This is a genomic window from Marinomonas sp. 63XJN7_7_ISO-PGPR-S23-202 (genome assembly GCF_056173505.1).
Genome location: NZ_CM149677.1, coordinates 706,411 through 728,879 on the forward strand (window position 1 = coordinate 706,411; position 22,469 = coordinate 728,879).

General features: G+C 44.2%; 19 protein-coding genes. 7 read left to right on the plus strand and 12 right to left on the minus strand.

The genetic code is table 11. The features are described 5' to 3' along the window. Positions 1–22 precede the first annotated feature (22 nt). The 3 genes from gpt to AC0VYG_RS03235 all read left to right on the plus strand — a co-directional run bounded on the left by gpt (position 23) and on the right by AC0VYG_RS03235 (position 1,723). The gene (gene gpt / locus AC0VYG_RS03225; protein ID WP_475430912.1) at positions 23–514 is read left to right on the plus strand and encodes a xanthine phosphoribosyltransferase; all 492 of its coding nucleotides are present in this window, start codon (positions 23–25) and stop codon (positions 512–514) included. A 325-nt stretch (positions 515–839) separates the two neighbouring features. Then, entirely contained in the window at positions 840–1,316 is a 477-nt protein-coding gene (locus AC0VYG_RS03230; protein WP_475449893.1) for a DUF2914 domain-containing protein, read from the plus strand. Between the two features lie 74 nt (positions 1,317–1,390). Continuing rightward, positions 1,391–1,723: a DUF1904 family protein gene (locus AC0VYG_RS03235; RefSeq protein WP_475430914.1), complete on the plus strand. Its 333-nt coding sequence runs from the start codon at positions 1,391–1,393 to the stop codon at positions 1,721–1,723. Positions 1,724–1,796: 73 nt separating this feature from the next. Here AC0VYG_RS03235 and AC0VYG_RS03240 read toward each other — a convergent pair whose 3' ends face one another. The 4 genes from AC0VYG_RS03240 to AC0VYG_RS03255 form a co-directional block, all read right to left on the minus strand. Continuing rightward, positions 1,797–4,013 carry a YjbH domain-containing protein gene (locus AC0VYG_RS03240; protein ID WP_475430915.1) on the minus strand — a complete coding sequence of 739 codons (2,217 nt, stop codon included), beginning with the start codon at positions 4,011–4,013 and terminating at the stop codon, positions 1,797–1,799. Next, positions 4,013–4,747, minus strand: a complete 735-nt coding sequence (locus AC0VYG_RS03245; RefSeq protein ID WP_475430916.1) for a capsule biosynthesis GfcC D2 domain-containing protein — start codon at positions 4,745–4,747, stop codon at positions 4,013–4,015. Before AC0VYG_RS03245 ends, AC0VYG_RS03240 begins: the two co-directional genes overlap by 1 nt. A 55-nt stretch (positions 4,748–4,802) precedes the next feature. Continuing rightward, entirely contained in the window at positions 4,803–5,504 is a 702-nt protein-coding gene (locus tag AC0VYG_RS03250) for a YjbF family lipoprotein (RefSeq protein ID WP_475430917.1), read from the minus strand. A gap of 124 nt (positions 5,505–5,628) precedes the next feature. Then, entirely contained in the window at positions 5,629–5,994 is a 366-nt protein-coding gene (locus AC0VYG_RS03255) for a hypothetical protein (protein ID WP_475430918.1), read from the minus strand. Positions 5,995–6,309: 315 nt separating this feature from the next. Between AC0VYG_RS03255 and AC0VYG_RS03260 the strand changes: the two genes are divergently transcribed. The 3 genes from AC0VYG_RS03260 to AC0VYG_RS03270 all read left to right on the plus strand — a co-directional run bounded on the left by AC0VYG_RS03260 (position 6,310) and on the right by AC0VYG_RS03270 (position 10,155). Next, complete coding sequence (locus AC0VYG_RS03260; protein ID WP_475430919.1) at positions 6,310–7,410, plus strand: polysaccharide export protein; 1,101 nt, start codon at positions 6,310–6,312, stop codon at positions 7,408–7,410. Positions 7,411–7,442: 32 nt separating this feature from the next. Continuing rightward, entirely contained in the window at positions 7,443–7,889 is a 447-nt protein-coding gene (locus AC0VYG_RS03265; RefSeq protein WP_475430920.1) for a low molecular weight protein-tyrosine-phosphatase, read from the plus strand. Positions 7,890–7,965: 76 nt separating this feature from the next. After that, the gene (locus AC0VYG_RS03270) at positions 7,966–10,155 is read left to right on the plus strand and encodes a polysaccharide biosynthesis tyrosine autokinase (protein ID WP_475430921.1); all 2,190 of its coding nucleotides are present in this window, start codon (positions 7,966–7,968) and stop codon (positions 10,153–10,155) included. 99 nt (positions 10,156–10,254) lie between these two features. Here AC0VYG_RS03270 and astB read toward each other — a convergent pair whose 3' ends face one another. The 4 genes from astB to AC0VYG_RS03290 all read right to left on the minus strand — a co-directional run bounded on the left by astB (position 10,255) and on the right by AC0VYG_RS03290 (position 15,407). Beyond that, complete coding sequence (astB, locus tag AC0VYG_RS03275; RefSeq protein WP_475432517.1) at positions 10,255–11,619, minus strand: N-succinylarginine dihydrolase; 1,365 nt, start codon at positions 11,617–11,619, stop codon at positions 10,255–10,257. 91 nt (positions 11,620–11,710) lie between these two features. Beyond that, a complete protein-coding gene (gene astD, locus AC0VYG_RS03280; protein WP_475430922.1) occupies positions 11,711–13,183 on the minus strand; it encodes a succinylglutamate-semialdehyde dehydrogenase in 1,473 nt (490 codons plus the stop codon). Between the two features lie 67 nt (positions 13,184–13,250). Continuing rightward, entirely contained in the window at positions 13,251–14,294 is a 1,044-nt protein-coding gene (astA, locus tag AC0VYG_RS03285; protein ID WP_475430923.1) for an arginine N-succinyltransferase, read from the minus strand. A 99-nt stretch (positions 14,295–14,393) separates the two neighbouring features. Continuing rightward, positions 14,394–15,407, minus strand: a complete 1,014-nt coding sequence (locus AC0VYG_RS03290) for an arginine N-succinyltransferase (protein WP_475430924.1) — start codon at positions 15,405–15,407, stop codon at positions 14,394–14,396. A 186-nt stretch (positions 15,408–15,593) separates the two neighbouring features. On the opposite strand from AC0VYG_RS03290, the gene AC0VYG_RS03295 reads away from it, so the two are divergent. Further along, positions 15,594–15,806 carry a DUF1653 domain-containing protein gene (locus AC0VYG_RS03295; RefSeq protein WP_475430925.1) on the plus strand — a complete coding sequence of 71 codons (213 nt, stop codon included), beginning with the start codon at positions 15,594–15,596 and terminating at the stop codon, positions 15,804–15,806. Positions 15,807–15,857: 51 nt separating this feature from the next. Here AC0VYG_RS03295 and AC0VYG_RS03300 read toward each other — a convergent pair whose 3' ends face one another. The 4 genes from AC0VYG_RS03300 to AC0VYG_RS03315 all read right to left on the minus strand — a co-directional run bounded on the left by AC0VYG_RS03300 (position 15,858) and on the right by AC0VYG_RS03315 (position 22,338). Beyond that, positions 15,858–16,835, minus strand: a complete 978-nt coding sequence (locus AC0VYG_RS03300) for a LysR family transcriptional regulator (protein ID WP_475430927.1) — start codon at positions 16,833–16,835, stop codon at positions 15,858–15,860. 79 nt (positions 16,836–16,914) lie between these two features. Continuing rightward, positions 16,915–19,998, minus strand: coding sequence for an efflux RND transporter permease subunit (locus tag AC0VYG_RS03305; protein WP_475430928.1), 3,084 nt, complete (start codon positions 19,996–19,998; stop codon positions 16,915–16,917). Further along, entirely contained in the window at positions 19,998–21,110 is a 1,113-nt protein-coding gene (locus tag AC0VYG_RS03310) for an efflux RND transporter periplasmic adaptor subunit (protein ID WP_475430929.1), read from the minus strand. The genes AC0VYG_RS03305 and AC0VYG_RS03310 overlap by 1 nt, the downstream gene beginning before the upstream one ends. Before the next feature lie 307 nt (positions 21,111–21,417). Beyond that, positions 21,418–22,338: a LysR family transcriptional regulator gene (locus AC0VYG_RS03315; protein ID WP_475430930.1), complete on the minus strand. Its 921-nt coding sequence runs from the start codon at positions 22,336–22,338 to the stop codon at positions 21,418–21,420. Positions 22,339–22,469: the final 131 nt, after the last annotated feature.

Here is a 22,469-nt window from a genome sequence, read left to right on the forward strand (position 1 = left end):
ATTATTAGGAGCTTAATCGGCCATGATCCCGTATTCAAAAGATTTCCCTGTTTCTTGGGAAGAGCTTCACCGTAATGCACGAGCCTTGTCATGGCGTTTGTTAGAGCAAGGGCCATGGAAAGGCATTATTGCGATTACTCGAGGTGGGCTGGTGCCTGCCGCCATTTTATGTCGTGAAATGGACATCCGTTTGATCGATACTATTTGCGTTATTAGCTACCAATCCGAAAAGGGTGGCGCGGCAATGGAGCAAGGTGAGCTTCAAGTGCTTAAAGGGGTGGAAGGCGATGGCGAAGGTTACATTTTAGTCGATGACTTGGTGGATACGGGGCGGACAGCGGCAAAAGTCCGCGAGATGTTACCGAAGGCGCATTTTGCAACCATTTATGCCAAGCCTGCCGGTAAACCTCTTGTGGATACCTTTATCACAGAAGTGAGTCAAGACACTTGGATTCGCTTTCCCTGGGATATGGAATATACCTTTTCAACCCCCTTGGCTGATCGCCAAAGTTAATAAAATTTTACGTTTCAATATTTTTGATTTATTTAGATGCTAGAGCCGAAGTTCATACACTTGGGTTGTTGTGAGTATGCGTTTGGGCCCTTGTGGTAAATACTTTGGCTCTATGGAATTGTAAATATCATAAAAAGTTTTGTTTATTACTGCGTTGTTTGGTTAGATTTATTGAGGTAGAAAGTGAGTGGGGTTACAAAAAACGACGGAAGTCTCACTTCTTTTAATGGGATGATTCTCTAATCTAATATTGTTCCTATTTCTAAGAAAACAACAATGTGTCTAGAAGAGACGTTGTTTTCGCTTTGATCGATAAGGACGCATTATGTTACGCGTTTTAAATACGGTTTTATTAACAAGTATTGTTGTCTTCTCTATGGCGGCTTCCGCATCGACGGAATCGACACCTGCACCGACCTCTGGTGAGGTAGCTCGGGCTGTTTTCGCGAGCGATGTGATTGATCGTGAGCCAGTTGATAACATTGGTAATACGGTGAAAGTTGACTACAGTGGCATTCAAAAAGTGTATTTTTTTACCGATTTACGCGGAATGAATGGCAGTACGGTTAGTCATCGCTGGTTACTTGATGGGCAGGTGATGGCGGACATTCCGTTTGATATTGGTGGGGATCGTTGGCGAGTTTGGTCGAGTAAACGGTTACTACCTGGTTTTGAAGGCACATGGACGGCTCAAGTTGTGAAAGATGGAAAAGTGCTGGCCTCTCGATCTTTTCAGTATGTGGATGACGATGATACCGGTAAACAAGCCGATAATACGGAGAACAATAGTGCAGGGAAGTAGTATAGGTAGCACTTCGCTCTTATCATCACAAACCAATATCATCATAGCGTGTGAGCGAATAAGGAGAATAGAAAATGCCACATATTCGTGTCAGAGGAATACCGCTTGATGAGCTGGAGTCGATTGCTGATATTTTGATTGAAAGCTTGTCAGAAATAACCGATACGCCCAATTCCCACTTTGCCTTAGAATATCAAGCGGTGACCTACCTAGTAGCAGGTGGTGCGTCCCCATCTTATCCCTTTTTTGACATCCTGTGGTTTGATCGTGGTGACGAGGTTAAAGCGAAAGTCGCTCTGTTTATTGAGGACCTAGTGCGTCCATTGGTTGACGGCGGTCAAGATATTACGGTGCTATTTCATGACTTGAATGGCAACGATTATTACGAGAACGGTGAGCATTTCTGATCATCCTTTTGAGATGAGCAGAAATGCTTTCGTATCCAATCTATTCCCGTTTTTCTCTTAGTCCTTCCCTATATTATTCGCTTTTGCCTACGCTGTTTGGTCGGCCGAACCATGGGGAGACAGGATCGGTAATACTAAATAGACTATAACGTTTGGCTAGCATCTGACCACCATCACGAGTCAGCGGTTGCCATGGCAAGGTTCCTCTTTCTGTTGTTGGGTGGATAGACATTAAGTCAAACGGAATGGATATATAGAATCCTTTGGTAAAACTTCCTTCGCCATAGTCTTTTGCTGACATGGTCGTTTTAGCGGCGAAAGCCCCTACAATAATGCCTGTTTTAAACTGTCTGGAGATATCCACTCTAGTCCCAAAATCCTGTGCTAAGAATTGGCCAACATCAACACGAAGGAGCAGGTTGTCTAGAGATTTCCAGCGAGGTTCGTAATAGACGGAAAGATGGCCTGTTGGTTTTTTTACCAATACTTTTGTGTTCTGCCCATAGCCATGGACATCATTATAAATACCGAATGTGGTATTAGGGTCACGCTGAGAGACAAAGTTCAAATCAGCACCAATGGCCCAGTTGGCGTTCGGCTGGCGGTATAATACTTCGCTACCAACCCCGGCAAACATGGTTTCAAGATAGCCCGCGTAAACTTGTTGATACCAGTTCGAATGGTATTTTTCAAACCAAGTGAGCTGAAGGTTGCTAATGGAGGTGTCTTTATCCATATAGGCACGAACCAAGCTTCTGACTCGGTAGTTATTCGTCCCATCGTTGAGATTTAAAAAGTTAAATTTGTTGTAATTGTTGAGAACATGAAAACTGAGTGAACTAGACAACTGCAGATGGGGATTCAACCAGTAAGATGCGTAGCCATCCAAATCTAAACTGTATAAATAGAAGGTTTCTGGGCTACCAAAAGATTGTTCCAAATGAGGCCCAAAGCCATATTGAAAAGCGGATTGTCCATCGTATAGGGGTTTAGATTTCAGTGTGGCTTTGTTGATATTAATAGCTTGCGTGGCGTCTTTTATATTGGCATTGATATAGCTTACATTGGCAACGGCTTTATATTTATCCGCATTGATTTGTGTGCCAGTTAGAGGGATGTGCTGATCTTGCTCGATTACATCGTATTGTTTAATTTTTGTTGGTAAAGCATTAGCGAGCACAGCTGCCGCTCGCTCATGGGCCAGATTGCGATCACGGTATTGTGTTTGATGGGCTACAACGGTGACCGTGTCACCATGATGATAAAATTCGCTATTCTGATAACCAGCAACTTTGGATAAGTTGCTGTCTAGCTTTTTCCAATTGACATCCGCAAGCTTGATTGGATGGTTGTTGGTCAGTGCTGGGACGGGAGTGGCTTTCCATATTGATGGTTGATCATTAAAGTTTGTGTGTAGGTTAATCCCTAACGTTAAGGTATTGCCGCGCTCATAGCTTAATTTAAGATTGGTAAAGTCGTTTACTGCGTAAACCGCGCCGATGTTCCAAGGGGTGCTTGGTGTCAGGTTGGCGTTACCGTGCGTTGCCGCGAAATCCTGACGGTAGTTATTGCTATCGTATTCTAGTTTTAGTCTAAGAGGTTCATAAGGTGTTTGGTACTCTATGCCGCCGAACAGAGCCGTATCGCCATGGAAAAAGCGTTTATAATCGATTTCTCCGCCATGTCCGCTAAATTGATTGCTGCGTTGGCAGAAGCGGCTAGATAGAGTGCAAAAGGGGTTTTTGATATTATTTCTTCTTCCCAAATACCCCCAACCTAGCCCAAGGGTAAAGTCAAATTGCCCAAAGCGATTGGTTGGTAGACGCTTAGTAGCAGCCAGAAACTCCCCATCAAATAAGCCTGTACCGCCTATATCACGAAAGCCTAAAGAGGTTTCTGGTATGTATTGGCTTTCTTTCAACAATCTTAATTTAAGGTCGATGCCTTTATCCGTGTACTTTGTGTTGCCGCTAAATTGCGGATCATTACTGTAAAGTACATCGGATACTTGAGTGTAGCGAATGGTGCTTTCTAACCAAGGCATCAATTGTATCGATAAGGTGTAGAAGTCATAGTCGTCGTTATGGGAATAACCTGCGTTAAACTCGCCATCCTTCGCCATTCGCCCAGTGGGCATTTGCATTAACCCCACGCCACCAAAATCCATCTGAGTTGGTTTAAAGGGCGGCAGTGCAAAGGGCGCGTGCAGAGGTGGTTGTTTCTCGTTACTGGCATGAACAAGACTGGAGCAAGCGATAAGAGAAATGAGAATAAATCGAGGGTACAGCATTACTTCTCCAGACGATTTTGCAAAAGTGTCACAATATTTCGGTTGAGTTGTTCAGGGATTTCATTAGACGCTATATAAATAATGGCCCCGGGGGCGAGATAAGTCGGTTGTTTTTGTTGATGGATGTTTTGAATTCGGTCAATGGTTTGATCCGGTTCGATGACCCAAATAGCGGTATTCATCGCGACGTTATAAAAAGGGATCTCAGGCAAGTAGGCTTGCAAAGATGAACCATCTTGTAGTGTTAAGTAAAGAGGGGTGGTACTTTGAATCGCTCCATACACCATAATATCGTGGGGCCTTTTCGGCAGATAAAGCTTAAAGTGACCCTTTAATAAAGGGTTTTTTCTTGGGAAAACTCTGACAATATCGTAGTCTAAAGGGAGTGTTTCCTTTTTTGCAAATTCAGTGTGCTCTAATTGCGAGCGCATTTTTTCGGTCGAAAAAGTTTTTGCTATTGCCAGTTGATCCATTACGTTTTGTTTAAAACGTATAAAGTTTTGCTGTTGGTTTTCGTCTACTAATGCTGCTCCTAAGTAATAGGGATTGTAAGTTAGGGTATGCAGGGCCTCGGCTAATGCTGTGGATAAACGTGGTGGTGTGGAGTAGTGAAATGTTGTGGCCGTTTCCACAAGAGTGATTTGGTTGGTGCTTTTGGGGCTTTCCACTTGGTTTTGGGCTGCAAAGGCGAAAGACGATAAGGTCAGTGCTACAGCCAGGATGGAAAGTCTCACAGTATTTATTTTCGTTCGCAATATGTCCACGGGCTAAGTCCCTTTTGGTCTTAATTTAAGGCTTGATATTGTAGGGCTTGATAAAGGTGATCTCTAACTTGTTCATATTAGGGCCAAGATACTGAATGGTTTTCACCACTTTATTGTGTTTATTCACCCAAAACTCGTTTTTAAATGAAACATTAAGTCTTGGGATGGTGACTGTTTCTTCAATATGGTGTGTTTTTTCTTGCCAGAGTGGGGTGGTCAGCGTTTCGTAGCCTAGGTTTTTTTGTTTCACTTGGGCAATGAAATTGTACCGGAAGTTGGGCTGCCAGTCGTAGGTGGCGTTCCATTCATTATGGATGGTGTTGTAGGATAATTTTCCGGTGTTAGGCGTATTGATGCTAAGATTGGCTAAATTATCGCTTTTGAACCCCAGCGTCTTAACGATACGTCCCTTCTCTGTAACGATCATGATATTGTCTGTTGAGAGCCAAGTTAATTGAGTATTATGGCTTTCTTTATCTGTGTCAGCAAAGGCGGCGACAACGAATGCTCTTGGGCCATTGTTCACTCTAAGGAAGATGCTTGCATAAGGGAGTTGACGAATTTTTTCACTCGAGATTTGCGCATTGGTATTGGCATCCCAAGCCGCTTTCACGGTTGCTATATTGTCTCGAAATGCCTGAGCGCAACCAGTTAATAGTAGGGGCAACACGAATAGTGTAGGTAATAGGTAGGCGATACTACGGTGGCTTAACCTATATCGATTCATATAAAGAGTAACTTCCTAGTAAATAAAAAAAGACCCACTGTTTGAGTCCGGTGCTCAAACAGCGAGGTCTATGGTTTCAGTGGAACATTATTTAAATAGAATAGAAGCTAGTGCCACTATGCTTTTAGTTAACAGTTCCAACTGTTCCAGCTGTACCTGTTGTGTTGTTGTTATTAGTTTCTGAGATAGAAGTAATCGCTACACCAGCCGCTGCCGCAGCGGCCACGCCTGCAGCCGCCGCAGCGGCACCGACTCCAAACGTTCCGGCAGCGGCACCAGCGGCACCACCACCAACAGCACCACCACCAACGGCACCACCAAGAGCACCACCGCCTGTAGTACCAGCACCGCCAGCGCCAGCACCGCCAGCACCTGAAACGGAACCACCACTATTTACTGTGGCGCCGCCGGAATTTGTTCCGGCATCTTGTGCGTACACTTGCCCCGTTGCACTCAGAGCAATGATCATTGCTAAAGTAAGTTTTTTCATAGGATTTCCTTATTAACTAACATCGATGTTGATATCGGCCTAACTAAGCAGATATCGAGAACCATTTTAGGGGAGATTTGATTACATTGTAAGCACTTTGCGGTGAGCTCTTGTAAAATTTACAAATTTCGATTTGAATGCCTCGTTGCTTAATGTTTAAAGAGTATGGATAATACTGCGTGTTGTATGCTTTATTTGCGTGTTGTATGCTTTATTTGCGTGTTGTATGCTTTATTTTTTATGGGCCTGATTTCTAAAATACCATAAGCTATCTGGTCTTTCTTGGTGGACGATTGAATGAGTAAATATTGAAATATGGTCCTGAAAAAAATTCTATTAGTCGCCTTGCTACCCATTGTCTTAACGGGTTGTACGATCCCTGGTTCTCAGCTTAGTATCAGCGACAAACGTATTGTTAATGACAATGGTGTTAAAACATCCGATAAATTGTCCGACTTAGTCAGTGTGTACCCGCTAACGGCGCAAAGCATTGCTAAATTTCAACCTGTGTTGCCCAAAGCCGAAGCGAATCCTCAGCTGAATGCGGCCCTCGCCAAATACGAATACAAAGTTGGGCCGGGGGATGTGCTGAATGTGACCGTTTGGAACCACCCTGAGTTGACGATTCCTGCAGGTTCCTATCGTAGTTCAGCCGAGTCTGGAAACTCTGTTCATTCGGATGGCTCCATTTTTTATCCTTTTATTGGTAAGGTCTTCGTTCAAGGCAAAACGGTCAGGGAAATTCGCCAAGAAATTACTCACAGACTGGCTAAATATATTGAAAACCCCCAAGTCGACGTTAGAGTGGCGGCCTTTCGTTCACAAAAGGTTTATGTCACGGGAGCGATAGATAAACCAGGGCAGCAACCTATCACTAATATTCCCTTAACGTTGTTGGATGCGATTAACAACGCAGGTGGCTTGTCTAAAGACGCAGATTGGCGTCATGTGACCATTACCCATGATGGTAAAGAGGAAGCTGTGTCGCTTTATGCTCTGATGCAACGTGGCGATCTCATGCAGAACCACTTATTACAGGCAGGTGATATTGTGCATGTGCCGCGTAACGACTCGCAAAAAGTCTTTGTCATGGGAGATGTGAATGATCCTAAGTTGTTAAAGATTGACCGTGCAGGGATGAGCCTAACCGAAGCTTTAAGTAGTGTGGGTGGCATTAATGAATTATCGGCCGATGCCACAGGGGTGTTCGTTATTCGTAGCACTAAGGGCAAGTCAAAAGGCATTGCTGATATCTATCAGTTGAATATTAAAGATGCTGCCGCGCTAGTGATTGGTACTGAATTTGAGCTAAAGCCCTATGATATTGTGTATGTAACAGCTGCTCCGATTGCTCGATGGAATCGTGTTATCAGTTTGTTATTGCCCACTATCAACGGCTATAACAGTGCGCCTTAACACAGTTTCTAATGTTTAAAAGGATATCTCGCGTGTTTAATAAAATATTAGTGGTTTGTGTCGGGAATATCTGTCGTTCACCCACTGGAGAAGCATTATTAAGACAGTTGCTACCAGACAAACACATTTCTTCGGCTGGGCTAGCTGTGGATAAAAGTGGTTTATCAGGGCACTCTGCTGACTCTATGGCATTGAGTGTGGCCAAAGAGCATGGTTTGCTGTTCAGCGAACATAAAGCGAGACAGCTGACCCCTTCTTTGTGTCTAGAATCTGATTTGATTTTGGTGATGGAAAAACAGCATTTAGAGTGGTTGACTCAGTTATCGCCTGAGTCTAGAGGGAAAGCCATGTTATTTAGCCAATGGTTGGATCAGTCTGATATTGCTGACCCCTATCATAAAAGTGAAGCGTTTTTTGATGAAACCTTTAAGTCTTTGTCTTTATCTGCTGAAGCTTGGGCAAAAAAATTGTCCTCTTAATTTGCTGGTATTTTGATTAAACATTCATAACGTCCATTTTTCTGAGAGTGCGTTATTAAAGAAAAGGTCTTCATTGATGAGTCTGCAGTCTATTTCGGGTACGACAAACAAAGAAAGCGATGAGATTGATTTAACTAAACTGTTTGGTGCTCTGCTGGATGCCCGTTGGTTTATCCTCTTGGTCACCTGCTTGTTTATATCGGGTGGAGTGGCGTTTGCTTTATTGTCTACTCCTATTTATAAAGCTAATGCGCTAATTCAAGTTGAGCCAAAAAATACTGGCGTATCTTCTTTGCTGGGAGATTTGGGGGGACTCTCTGGGTCATTAGATGGTGGCGACTCATCTGCAGCTGAAATTGCTATTATTAAGTCTCGCACCATTTTAAAGAAAACCGTCGAGAAGCTGCACTTAAATATTGTGGTTCAACCGATTTATTTCCCTATTGTTGGTAAAGGCATCGCGCGCTTGTCTCACCATCAAATTACAGCAGAGGTGAGCCGTTTTGAGGTGCCTGCTGATAGAGTTGGAGAGAATTTTGAATTATCGGTACTTGATTCAACCGGGCGAAACTATGCCTTATCTTTTGATGGCAAAGTGATTTTATCGGGTGCTGTGGGTCAACTTGTGAAACAGGGGCCGTATACAATCCGAGTGGATGCGTTGGATGCCCATAAAGGAGATCGCTTCACATTAACAAAAATCACTGGTTTTTCGGCAATTGAGTCGCTTTCGAAAGTATTATCTGTTACTGAAGAAGGGCAAAAAACGGGCATTTTGACCTTATCGATTACAGGCGAGCATAAAGCCCAATTAACTGCGATCTTGGATGATATAAGTCGAAACTATTTTTTACAAAATGTTGATAGAAACTCGGAAGAAGCCGAGCAGAGCTTGGTGTTCTTGCGTAAGCATTTGCCAACGGTCAGAAAAAAACTAGATGACGCTGAAAATAAACTGAATGATTATCGCGAAAAAAATGACTCAATCGATTTAAGTCTAGAGGCAAAAGGTACCTTACACTCAATGGTGGAGCTTGAGTCGCAACTTAATGACTTAACCTTTAAAGAAAATGAAATGAGTAAGTTGTATACAAAAGATTACCCTGCCTATAAATCCTTGCTGCAAAACCGCGAAACCTTGCTAAAGGAGAAAGCCAAGTTAAATAAAAAAATTCAGAAGATGCCACAAACACAACGTGTTATTCTGAATATGAAGCGTGATGTCGAAATTAACCAAGAAATCTATATTCGTCTATTAAATAAAATTCAAGAGTTGAGTGTGGTGAAGGCGGGTACCATTGGCAATGTACGCATTTTAGATACCGCCCAAGCTTACCCTGGTCCAATTAAGCCTAAAAAACCTTTGATTGTCGTATTGTCCATGCTGTTGGGCTTGATGTTATCTGTTGGTATAACTTTAGTTCGAATGGCGTTGCATAAGGGGATACAAAGCGCTGAAGAAATTGAGACCCTAGGTTTGCCTGTGTATGCCAGCGTTCCTAAGTCTGACGCGCAAGAGAAGTTGTCTGATAAGCTTATGTTTAAGCAGCAAAGAAAACGACTGAAGAGCAAAGAGCTTCATGTGAAAGACATACTGCTGGCTGAAGCGAGTCCAACGGATTTGTCTGTGGAGGCACTGCGAGGATTACGAACCAGTCTTCACTTTGCCATGCTGGAAGCAAAAAACAATATTGTCATGATTACTGGGCCAGCGCCAAGCATTGGTAAGTCGTTTATTTGTTCTAACTTTGCCGCTGTTGCAGCAAAAACAGGGCAAAAAGTCTTGCTGGTCGACGGGGATATGCGTAAAGGTTATTTGCATAAACAGTTTGGGCTTACCAGTGAAAATGGATTATCGGATTTTTTAAGTGGTAAAAAGCAAGAACATGAAGTGGTCCGTGATACCGAAATAGAGAATCTGCATCTTGTCGTGAAGGGGCAAGTTCCGCCCAACCCTTCTGAGTTATTGATGCACCAACGATTTAGGACATTTTGTGAATGGGCTTCAGCAAACTACGATCTTGTGCTGATCGATACACCGCCGATTCTTGCGGTAACCGATGCCAGTATTATAGGCGCTTTTGCCGGCACAACCTTGATGGTTGGCCGTTTTAACCAAAATACCTTGAAAGAAATTGAAGTCTCTTATCGACGTTTTGAACAAGTTGGTGTGGATGTGAAAGGCTTTATTCTCAACGCAGTAGAGAAGAAAGCGGGTAATAGTTACGGTTACTACAATTACGAGTATAAGAGTGATAAAAACTAGTATTGTTACTCTTAATATGATCTTGTAGGTCGCGTATTTATGTCGACACTGTCGGGCTAAAGCCACGACCTACATGCTATCAATGGTTAAAGCCATCTACTAGTGCTGAAAATCGTACACCGAGCCGAGCGCTAGAATCTTTGTCAGCTCATCCAGTGCGGTTCTGCTTTCGATTAAGAGTTGTGGGTCAGCTAGGTCTTTTTCGTTCAGTTCGTCTCGATAGTGTTTCTCTACCCAGTTATTTAATGTTGCAAACAGAGTATCCGTAATTAATGTGGCGGGATTGACGGCTGCTTGTTCGGCTTGGGTTAAGGCAACCCGTAGGCGCAAGCACGCAGGTCCTCCGCCGTTGCTCATGCTTTGTTTTAAATCAAAGACTTTGACTTCTTTGATTGGTGATTGGTGACTGCTTACTAACTCATTAAGATAAGCCCATACGGCTGAGTTGCTTTCACATTCCCCAGGGACAACTAATACCATGTCGTTTTCGCCACGGCTGAGTAATTGACTATTGAATAGATAGGATTGAATACAATCTTCTACTGAGACGGCGCTACTCGGTACTTCAATCAAATGAAATTTCGAGGCTCGATCTTCCCACGCGCTTAATAAATCCTGTTTCATTTTGGCACTATCAAGAAAAGCTTCTTGGTGATAAAAATGCGCGTTACGATTCCCTACAGCAATCACGTCGTTATGAAAAACCCCTGCATCTATCACATCTGGATTTTGTTGGGCATAGACGACCTGGTTTGTGGTTAACCCGTTTTTATGCAAACCGTGCAGGCGAGCGATGGCTTGAGAGGCTTCTAAGGTATGGCGAGCAGGAAACTTAGCGGGTTTGGGCGCCGCGTGGTTAAAAGCTTCCATTCCATAAACAAAAAACTCTATTCCTTGTTCGCCGTAGTCATGGCAAAAACGGGTGTGGTTGGCGGCCCCTTCGTCGCCAAAATGATCCACACTTGGCAGCGCGGGGTGATGGACGAAATATTGTTCGTTGCTAAAGGTGGCTTGTAAAATTGCCCCGGTGGTTTCGTGTTCGATGGATCGATGGAATTTATTCACTAAATTCGCTGGGGTGAAATGCACTTTGCCATCTTGTGTGTCGCCACTGGGTGAGACGGTAGCGGCATTGGCGGTCCACATACAGGACGCTGAGCTAACAGCAGCCAGTAATTTAGGCGCTTGTTTAGCGGCTTTTTCTAAAATAGCCGCATCGCTTCCCGTAAAGCCAAGCTTTCGCAATGTGGAGATATGAGGGCGCTCATGGGGAGCGAGGACGCCCTGCAGGAAGCCCATGTCCGCAAGGGCTTTCATTTTGATTAAGCCCTGTTTGGCAGCGGCTTTTGGGTTGGATGGTTTGGCTGAGTTGCTAAACGAGGCGACATTGCCAAAAGACAGGCCGCTGTAATTGTGGGTTGGGCCCACTAAACCATCAAAATTTGCTTCTGTCGCCTTATTCATCATGACCTCAACAAGTCGTTATTAAGCGGTGTTGAATGATTACGGGGTAATCATTCATTTTTAAAAACCTATTATTTAGAGAACTGTTGTTTTAAAGAGTGATACCAAAAGCGAGTTTTTCCGGCATTGCTAAGCTATCAGCCTCTATGCTGGCAACAGGGTACGCACAATAGTCTGCTGCGTAGTAAGCACTTGCTCTATGGTTGCCACTGGCACCTGTTCCACCAAAGGGGGCATTACTGGAGGCGCCGGTGGTTTGACGATTCCAATTAATGATGCCTGCTCGGCTATGCTGTAGAAACCACTCGTATTCGCTTTTATCGTCAGACAAGATACCAGCAGACAAGCCAAATTGTGTGTTATTGGCAATCGTCATGGCGTCGTCTAATGAGTCATAACGGATGACCGTGAGTAACGGACCAAAGTATTCTTGATCCGGTAGAGTATCTTGTATATTGGTGGCGTCAATAATGCCGGGTGTAACAAATCCTGTATGGCTATCTCCTCGTGTCATGTCAAGCAAAGATACGGCCCCGAGTTTGACTAATTTATTATAGGCTTGCATCAAACCATCCGCCGCTTGTGAGGAGACAATTGGTCCCATAAAAGGTTGCTGTTCTGCATCGTAACGGTCGATCAATAGGACTTTGGTGGCGGTGATCAATTGCTCAAGAATGGCATCACCAGTGGCGCTCTTTGGTAATAAAAGGCGACGCGCGCAGGTACAGCGCTGTCCCGCTGAAATAAAGGCGGATTGGAGTATTTCATGCACCGCAGCACGTTGGTCGCTGATTTTGTCTGAAACAAGTAGGGGGTTATTGCCACCCATCTCAAGGGCTAATATTTTTCCCGGATGACCCGCAAAGCCTTTATGAAGAATATGGCCGACTTGTGGGCTACCTGTGAAAAATAAACCATCGATCCCTGAATGATTGGCTAATGCTACCCCTGTATCACGTTCCCCTTGGACAAGGTTGAGAACTCCCGCTGGTAAGCCGGCTTTTTCCCAGAGCTGAACAATCAGATCCGATGTGGCTGGTGCTTGTTCGCTCGGCTTGAAAACGATGGTATTACCAGCAATGAGGGCAGGGACAATGTGACCATTAGGTAGGTGCCCTGGAAAGTTGTAAGGACCAAATACTGCGACCACACCATGGGGGCGATGCCGCAAACGGGCTGTTGCTCCTGGCATGGAGGTGGTTTTCTCGCCAGTGCGTTCCTCATAAGCTTGCTTAGAGATGGCCACTTTACCAACCATTGCTGCAGCTTCGGTTCGGGTTTCCCAAATGGGTTTGCCCGTTTCACGGCTAATCAATGTCGCAATGTCTTCACTGTGTGTTTTTACCAGACTGGCAAACGCATCGATGATGGCTAGACGTTCACTTATAGGACGATTTGCCCAGGTAGGGAATGCCTGACGAGCCGCCTTGATCGCATCATCAATCTGGTTGGCTGTCGCGCTATGGGCTTCCCATACGAGGCTCGCATCGGCCGGGTCAATTGAGCGTAATAAAGCCCCTTCGCCTTTCGTCCATTGTCCGTTGATGTAATGTGCTTGTTTCATAGGAGTGGCTCCTTGATATAAAAAAGGTCTCATTGTATCGTTATTGGTCAATCTGTTTTTGCTGTGGCTAATAGCCGCCATGTGGCGATAACTCAACCACGCGGACTGGATCTTTTGGTTCGACCAATAAATGCTTTGCTTCCTCTTCGGTTAATACGATACCGCCATGGGGTGGTGTGGGGCGCTGGATTAAAATACAGCGGTAGTCCACTAGTTTGACATTGGAGACCAAATAATAAATGCCTGTGCCAGCGTCTTTTACCTCACCGATAGTCGCAAGGTACAAACGGCTATCTCGTACAGCACGAATATCTCGAACACGGGCTTCCAATGTTGGGCCACCATCAAAAATATCCACATAGTTCTCGTAGCGAAAACCTTCTTGTTCAAGTAGATGACGAGCAGGCACGGTATTTTTGTGGACTTTACCCAGTACATTTCGAGCTTCTGGTGTAAGTAAATTCACATAGACTGGGTTGTTTGGCATCAGCTCAGCAATAAACTGTTTGCTACCAAGGGCGGTGAGTTCGTCGGCCCGCTCAAAATCGATGGAGAAAAAGTGACGGCCAAGGCTTTCCCACAGAGGCGACACGCCATTTTCATCGCAAATACCTCGCATCTCAGCGAAAATTTTATCGGTAAAGCGCTCTGGGAATTGTGCCAAAAACATAAAGCGAGATTTAGACAGCAACTGGCCATTTTTGGAATGTCGATAATCTTCTTCTAAAAATAAGGTGCAGATTTCGCTAAATCCGGTGAAGTCATTATTGAGAACTAAGGTTGGCATAATGTTATGCACTCCCAGCTCTCTTGACGAATGGGTGATGGTACCTAAGTGGTAACTGTAGAAAGGTTCATCTAAGCCAACCGCGCCTAATAGGCCTGTCGTCCCCACAATGTCACCTGTGTCCATGTCTTCGAGCACCATGAGGTAGTCTTCATCATTTGGTTTATCAATGACGTCTTTGTTAAATGAGCCTGTTGCTTTGTTAATTTTACGCTGCAAACTCTCTTCATCGGCAATTAATGAGGTAAATCCTATACCTGTTTTTTCGGCTAAACGATAGAGTGACGATAGGTCATCTTGATGAATGGGACGTATCACCATCATAATAGAAAATCCTCTGAAATAACGTGTCTGAGTTGCGATTTGCTGGGCTTTTGGCCTAATAAATCTGTATAGATCATTTTTCAATCATTTTGTTGATTTTTACAATGCAACCCATTGAATGCGGCTGCCCGATGAAATACTGAGCTGTTCTTGTGTCTTCTTATCAATAGCAAGCCCTGCCACTTGTGGCTCAGCGGGTGCAACAGTGACTCGAAAGTCTTCCAGATGCCCTGCGCTGATTAAATGTAAGTCGCCTTTTAGTGAATTCGGTTGGGTCAAAGCTTTGCCCATGCGCTGTTGACTAATGGTGGTTAGGTTTTCTGTTCGCGCCTCTAGTGTTGGACCCGCATCAAAAATATCCACATATCCTCTGAAGGCAAAACCTTCTTCCAGCAAAACGTCCGTGCTTTTTTCTGATTCTTCGTGTAACACACCAATTACTTCTTGCGCACTTTCAGGCAAGGTCGGTACATAAATAGGGTAGCGAGGCATTAAATCGGCAATAAAATGTTTGTTGCTCACCCCTGAAAGATAGTCGGCTTTTTTAAAGTCCATGGTGAAGAAGTGTTTTCCAAGAGCATCCCAAAAAGGCGAATAGCCATTGCGGTCGCTTTCTCCCCGTAATTCAACGAAAAGTCGCTTGGTAAAACGCTCTGGATGCCGGGCTAAAAAAAGCAGGCGGGAGCGTGATAAAAGAGACAGCGCTTCACGGTTTTGGTGGGCTTTATCAACAATCAGTGACATTAAACGACTGGTGCCACTGTAATCGTGACAAAGAAATAATGCCGAAATACGATTATGAATTTGCAACTGTGGGGAGGCATGCACTACTTCGTCGATGCGATAACTGTAAAAAGGAGTCTCGATGCCGACCATCGCTTCCATGCCACAGGTGCCCACAATCTCATCCGTGGTGGTGTCGATCAGCACAAATAAATAGGATTCATCCCCTGGCTGAACCACATCTGTTTGTAAGGAACGACGTGATGAGGCGATTTTGTCATTAAGGCGTTCGCGATTGGCTGGAAAATTTGTCATGCCAATGCCCGCTTCTTTTGCCATGCGCTCTAAGGCAGGAAGATCTCCAAAATCGACAGGTCGAACAAGATACATACAACACCTTCTGATACAGTGTCACTAGATTGCTTTATGTTAAAGTCTAGCAAAGATTAAACGACAGATAGTTATTATTCCTTATGTGAGATGACTTAAATAGAGATAAAGTTTTTAAATAGCGACACGATGTTGTGGTAAATGGTATTTTTAGGTCGATATTTAATAAAAGTGGGAGAGAGATGTATGAGATTTGGTGTCTATCGTCATTACAAAGGAGCGGAATATTGGGTTGAGCGTGTGGTAAAACACAGTGAAACAGAAGAAGCGTTGGTTGTCTATCAGGCCTTGTATGGTGAATTTGGTTGGTGGGCTCGTCCGCTGAGCATGTTCGTAGAAAGTGTGGAAATCAATGGCGAAAGTATTCCTCGTTTTGAATGGCTTCGTACTGAGCGATAACAAAGCGAGCTTTCTTTTTGATATGGTTAGAAAAACATCGGATGCATTAGGTCATTCTTGTTTCATCCAGGGCGAATTACGCATCAGTTCAATGATCTTTTCTCGCAGCCAGCGATGAGCTAGATCGTTATGAAAGTGTTCATGCCAAAAAATATGGATTGGGTGTCGTCCTTTAAACTCATCCAGATCAATTATTTTCTCTGGTATTGGTAAGAGTCTGATGGGGTGAAAATGTTTATTGGCGTTCATAAGGTTTAGGCATAACTCGCCCACTGAACGCGTTGTGACAAGAGCCATACCCTGTTTCACGGCGCGTAAAGCGGCCATTAAGCTGTCTGTTTCTAGGTGCGTTTTAACGTTGTAACCCTGCTGTCTGAGTTTAGGTTCAATGCTTTCAAATGAGTGGCCTCTATAGGGTTTCATATGATGAGTGACGACTCTGTGCTGGATTAGATCATCGAATGTTGGTTGATCCACCTTATATAAAGGATGTCCATCGCTGATGATGATGCAGGTTTCCATGTAGCCGACGAGTTTGCTTCGTACGGAACTGGGCGTGTGTTTAATGTGCATGATGCCTAAATCGACTTTACCGTCAATAATGGGGTCCAAATAGGAGTCGTTCCAAGCATTGATACTCATCTGAACCTCAGGTGCTTCTTGTTGAAGATAAGCCAACAGGGGGTCGATAAATATCTCCAAGTCCCCTTCATCAATCGTTAATCTGAAGCGTCGATCCAGTTTGGATAGATCAAGTTGGGACGGCAATATCAGCTCTTGGAGCGAACGAATAATTGGATAGACCAAGTCTGCTAGTTCGTTCGCTCGTGCGGTTGGCATTAAGCCATAAGCTTGACGAATAAACAGTTGGTCGTGGAAAATCTCCCGAAGACGTTGCAGGTTTTTACTGAGAGCCGGTTGAGTCATGTTGAGCTCTTCCGCAGCTTTGGACACGCTGCCTTTTTCTAAAATAGTGACAAAGGCGATAAGGAGTTTAATGTCGAGTTTTGCTATTTCGTATGTATTCATAATCAATCTTCTTATTCGAAATGATCAGGGTTGCCTGACCATGTATGTGACTTGTATTTTGTCGTGCTTACTTCTTTTATTATTTGCTGCCCTCGAATTCGCTACGTTTACGATAGGTTACTTTGAACATCAATGAATAAAAAATAGGTACTGCAATCAAGGTCAATATGGTGGCAAAACCAAGGCCAAAGGAGATGACTACCGCCATACTTTTAAAGAAGTCATCGAATAACAATGGCACCATCCCAAGGATTGTTGTTACCGCCGCCATACAAACTGGGCGTACACGGCTGACAGCCGAGATGAAGACTGCCTCATATAATTCAGTGCCTTGGTTAATTTCATAGTTGATCTGATCGGCTAAGACAATACCATTTTTGACGACCATGCCTGACAGGCTTAAGAAGCCAAGTAAGGCCATGAAGCTAAAAGGTGCGTTCATCACCAGTAAACCTGTTGATACTCCGATTAATGCTAAGGGAACGCAGAACCAGATAGTTAGTGGCACCCTTACGGAGTTAAACAGCAAGACGGTTATAATAAACATAAAGAGATATCCCATGGGAAGCGCTTTAAAGATGTTCTTTTGCGCGTCTCGACTGCTTTCGTACTCACCACCCCATTCTAGGGAATAGCCAGTGGGCAATTTGATGGCTTCCACTGGGCCACGAATGCGAGAGAAGACAGACATGGCCATTTCGCCACCTAAAATATTAGGGTCGGCCATCACGGTAATGGTTCTTTTACGATCACGACGCTCGATAATAGGATTTTCCCACACCGTTTCAAAGCCAGAAACGACCGTTGACAGGGTGACGTAGGCACCGGATGACGGACTGTAAATTTGCAGATCCCGTATCTGGTCAATGGAGCGACGTTCATTTTTAGGGGCTTTTTGCATAATGGGCAACAAATCTGTGCCTTCTCGATACAAACCAATTCTCGAACCAGAAAAGTTGGTGAGTAGCACTTTATCCAAATCGTTTTTGGAAATCCCTAAACGACGAGCTTGTGCGTCATCAAAGATAGGACGTAACACTTTTACTGGTTGGCGCCAGTCGTCTTTAATGCTCTCTAATCCCCCATCTTGACGGTAAATGTTTTTGATTTTTTCACTGATCTGACGCAGCACTTTAGGATCTGGCCCACTGATGCGGGCTTCAATTTTGGCATCCTTTGAAGGGGCCAACTGAAGCCGTTGCAGTTTGACTTCTAGCTCAGGGTATTCATCATGCATTTTTTTATGCAGCTCGGCTAATAATACAGGGATGTCTTCCCGCGTTTTAGTGCGAATAATAAATTGCGCATAGCTGCTATTTTCTTGTTTAGCCGTATAAGTCAGCATGAATCGCAAGGCACCTTGGCCTGTTGTGGTTGCCACATAATCAATGCGTTTATCCTTTCTCAAGGAGGCTTCTATTTCCCGTACTTTGGCATAGGTATTATCAATATGTGTTCCTTCTGGCATTTGAATATCCATAAAGAACATAGGGGTTGTTGAGGGAGGGAAAAAGGACTGTTTGACAAACTGGAATGCCCAGCCTGCTATTAACAGGAAGAGAACAAGCGTAATAACTGTCATCCAACGAAAATGCATGGCTTTATCCAATAGCCATTTATAAGCATCGAAGATAATGCCTTTGTATGGATCTTCTCCAGCAGCGTCGGTTCCTGCCGTGCGACTTTCTGTGAAAAAGAGGTCGCAAAAGAATGGTGTTAGTGTAATGGCCGTGATCCAGCTTAGTAGCAGAGATATTAGTAATACATAGAACAAAGAACCGACAAATTCACCGACTGCGTCTGGCGACAAACCAATCGGAGCAAAGGCGGTGATGGCAATGACGGTTGCACCCAGTAGGGGCCATTTTGTTTGCTTGACTACCGCGCTGGCGGCTTCCACTTTGGTCATACCGCGTTTGAGCCCAATGAGCACGCCTTCGGTCACGACGATGGCGTTATCCACCAGCATCCCTAGTGCAATAATTAACCCTCCGAGGGAAATCCTTTGTAGGTTGATTTTGAAATAGTCCATGACAATAAAGGTGCCAAGGATGGTCAGTAGTAGAATGAGACCGATTAAAATACCAGAGCGAACGCCCATAAAAATCAATAGGACCAGAATAACAATAGCGACCGCTTCTACTAAGTTAAGTAAAAAGTTAGAAACCGAGTGCTTCACTTCTTTCGATTGAAAGTAGATGGGGTCCAGATGAATTCCCACAGGTTGCTGGTATTTTAATTCATCAAGGCGTTTTTCTAATCGTTCACCCACATCCACAACATTGACGTTCGCCGCGAATGAAATACCGAGTAGCAAAGACGGTGCGCCATTGAAATCGACAATTTGCTTTTTGGGAGTAACATATTCCCGTTTAATGGTCGCGATGTCGCTTAAACGAATCAGTTTGCCATCAATTGGCTTACCAACAATCAGGTTTTCTAGCTCAGTAATGTCTTTGAATTCCCCCGTTGGGCTAATACGAATGTACTCACTGCCTACTTTGACGCGACCAGCATTGGACACAATATTTTGATTGGCCAAGAGGCTTTCAAGCTGGCTTGGGGCAATGCCCATATTCGCCATTTTGGCCCGCGATATTTCAATAGTGACTTGTTCTTTTTGATCACCAGCGATGGCCACTTTTGCGACACCGTCCACTAGAACCAGTTCGCGCTTGATATAATCAACGTAATTTTTCAGATCTTTATAGTGATAGCCGTCGCCGTGGACGGCTAGTAATACACCGTATACATCACCAAAATCGTCTAACACCATTGGCGAACTGACACCCTTGGGAAAACTTCCTGAGAGATCGCGAATTTTTTTACGTACTTCGTCCCAAATCTGCTTAAGTTCTTTTGCGCGATATTGATCTTTTATGGTTAATTGAACCTTTGAATAACCCGCTTTAGAAGTAGAGGTAATCTTATCCACATAAGGCAGTGTTTGTAATTCCTGCTCAATAGGGTACGTGACTTCTTCCTCCACTTGTTCCGGTGAGGCACCAGGGTAGGTGGTGATGATTAAGGCGTCCTTGATGGTAAACTCAGGGTCTTCCAATTGGCCAAGATTGGTGAACGCAATGGCGCCCCCAATCAATAAAATCAGCGTCACCATCCAACTGGTGACTTTTTTCTCTATAAAGTAGGCTGCAATGTTCACTATAGACCTCGCTCACGGATCAAAGGTCTGACTTTCATGTCGGGTGTGAGGTCATTTACACCAGCGACTACGATCTGTTCCTTTGGCTGTAATCCTGAGGTGATTTCTATTTTGTCATCTTGTAATGTGCCTAAGGTCACTTTTCTTGCTTCGAGAGATTGCTTGTCTTGGTGATAAACCCAGACAATGCTATCTGCGTTACCTGTTTGTGTATTTTCACGGCGTAGCACCGCTTCGACGGGGACCACAATATGACTGACGGTGCCGTGTAGTTTGTTAAGGTCCAATTCCACATTAGCGGTCATACCAGGCAATAGGGTTTGTGAGTCGTTGCCATTGCGTAGTAAATGCAAGGTGACATCGTAAGCCATGGTGGAAATATCGGGCTGAGTGTTGTGTTCTTTATAGACCCCTTTGAACGCGGTATAAGGGGGCGTATCTAAAATGACCGTTGGTTGATAACCTGTACGGGTGGATTTAATACCCGTGACCAAATTCTCCGGTATTTGAAATTGCACGTCTAAATGGTCGATGTTTTGGATGTGTAAGATGGTTTGGGTGGCATTCACATACTGAAAGTTTTTGGTTGAAGTCGAACTAATCACTCCGTCAAATGGCGCGTACAAGCGAGTGTAACTTAGTTGGTTTTTGGCGGTTTCTAGCGCGTTATTGGCTTGTGCAAGATTGGCTTTGCTTTCATCAAATTGAGATTTGCTGGTGGCATTGCGTTTAAGCATGGTTTGAATGCGATCAAACTGTACTTGCGCTAATTGTTGATTGGCTTTGGCTAATTCTACTTTTAACTTATAGTCTTTAGGGTCTAATGCCGCGAGCAATTCGCCTTTTTTTACCCGCTGACCTGCCACTACGTGGATGGCGGTGAGTTGACCCCCAACACGAAAGGCTAAGTTTGCTTCTTTACTTGCTTTTAACTCCGCAGGAAAACGGCGAATATTCACCACTTGGCTTGCATCAATCGTCATAAGCTTAACTGGCTGAGTGACATTTTGCGTCATCGACTCTTGCTTATTTTGATCTGAGCAAGCGGTTAATAAAACCGTTGTGGCTAGCATGATGCTAAGAGCGCATAGTTTATTGCGTTGGTGCGTCATACATTTCTCCGTAAAGACATAATAAAATCTGAGCGCAATATTGCTTATAATTAAGGTTAATTGCCAAGATGGTGTAATAAATAAGGTTAGTTAATGCTTGTATTTTATATCTCTAGGCTATCATTATGAATTTTAAAATATATATTAAAGATATTCTAAAGGAGAATATCTGGTGGGCGTGGTGCAAAAATGGGCTGTTGGTTCAATCAACAAGATACACAGACGGGCCTTTAGGGCGAAAGAAGAGCATTAACGTGAGGCCTTTGCACAACGTCGTGAGCGAAAGCAAGACAGTCTGGCAATGGTCTCAGCGTGTTTTATCTAATTCTTCTAAAAAAGTTTCTAGCACTAGGTTAGCACGGGCCCCTTTGCGGGTAATGGCAGAGAAGCGCGTCACGTATTGACATGCTTGAGGTAAGATAGCTCTCATGCGGCCGTCGATACGTTCATCTCCGGTCCAACGCTCTGCTACATGGTCAGGTAAAAAGCCAATGTAGCGGCCAGTCAGAATCAAAAAGGCGATGCCTTCTCGGTCTGTTGCGGTCGCACTGGCTTTTAGCGGTTGGTGTTGGGTTTTAATCTCGGGTGTTTGGGCGTAGGCAGGTAAGACGGCATCGTACTCTTTCAGCCTATCTATACTGATCTCACTGTCTGCTTGCCTAAACAGTGGGTGGGTATTACTGCAATACAGTTGAGAGGTTTCTTCGTATAAATCCCGATAGTCTAATCCACTTAGAATTTTTAAATTGGGCACAATGCCGACATGCAACTTACCATCGAGCACACCGCGTTCCACATCGGTTGGTGGAATCATGCGAATATTAATGGTGACTTGTGGGCCTTTGTCTTTAAGTGCCGCCAAAGAGTGCGTAATTCGAGTGTAAGGGAGTGTGACCAGATTATCGGTAATGCCAATATTGAGCTCACCTTGCAAATGCTGGTGGAGAGCGTTGATCTGAGTACGAAAATTCTCTAAAGAAGATAAGAGTTGTAGGGTATGCTCATAGACTTGGCTGCCTTCATTGGTTAACGAGAACCCAGAGCGTCCGCGTTGGCATAGGCGAAAGCCAAGCCGTGTCTCTAAATCCGATATGGCAATACTAATAGCGGCTCGACTGATGTTTAAATCAACCTCTGCCGCTGAGAAACCACCGCATTCCACCACCGTTTTAAAGATCCGCAAAATGCGTAAGTCGGCGTCACTCACTTGTCCTTGCAGCTTACTCATGATGGTGAAGACCTCTGATTAGTTAAGTAAAGCGTTATCTAAGGGTTAATAAATTCAACTTTTTTTAATCTAAGTCTCTTGGCATAGTAATGTCAATATTAGGGCGGCTTATCTTTATTTGTCCGTCTTTG